Raw genomic sequence first — 962 nt, 5'->3', positions numbered from 1 at the left:
GCGGATACAAGCAAAACTGCATCTCTTGATAGCTTGTTAAATGATATCGATCAAAATAATGGCTTGGCCTCTGGTGATGACGCAGAGGAAAATAGCAGGCGCAAGACTCCCGATCGACGGCATACAAGCAAAAAACCTCGAGGAACTGTTGAGCGTCGTTTAGAAGACGACCGACGCCAAAAGAAAAGTATTGTTGATAACGCGCGAGAGCGTATTCTTGCACAAAAGGCCGAATTAAAACTGCAGCAACATAGGAAGAAGATATTACTTGCAGGCTGTGAGCCTGTAATGGGCTTGAACTATGATCACCTCGCAATGGACGATTACCCCGATAACACCTTGGTAGCCGAAGCTCGGAGAGATAGAGATTACTGGGTACTTATATGTGCTATTTTCGCGTCCTTGTTTGTATTTAGTTTGTTAGGTTTGCTTGATGCCTGGGTTGGTGGTGTTGGTTGTGGTATGGCTTTTCTATCTGCTTTTTTTGCATTCTCTCCTATGCGGAAGTTCTTTTTCTCTCGTCCACATTTACATGAGTTGCTAGCTAAAAGAAAGGTGATCGAATACGGAGCTTTACACCATATTCAGTACCTTGAAGGCACTGACGGGCTCGCATGGCGTTGCCAAAAATTGACAAAATTCAACCCGAACTTATCCAAGAGCCTCTTTAACGGTATATATCGTTACTCTAAAGATCGATCACTGCTAAACTATATGCAAAACAAAAAGACAATTCGTCTGTATTTGTTATTAATGGTTGAAGCTCAAAAGGCCTATAAACGCTTGGAAAAAGAATATCTAGAGAGCCATTTTAAGCATCTTGACCAAGGCTGGGATGACAGAATTGATGAGCTTGAAGCTAGCAAACTTGAACAATCGTTAAATAAGTCGGTAGGCGAGCCTGAGCAGAATCTAAAATCTTGACTTTAAGCTAGATCAAACGTATGTTTCAAACATCTGTT

The 962-nt window shown here is 41.8% G+C and carries 1 protein-coding gene; it reads left to right on the top strand.

Translation table 11 applies throughout. From position 1 onward, the window contains the following. A partial coding sequence (locus tag A3766_RS31355) for a hypothetical protein (RefSeq protein WP_068642900.1) occupies window positions 1-924 on the top strand: 924 nt, incomplete at its 5' end. Window positions 925-962: the final 38 nt, after the last annotated feature.

Source organism: Oleiphilus sp. HI0132, assembly GCF_001635845.1.
This window is presented reverse-complemented; position numbering and strand designations above follow the sequence as displayed.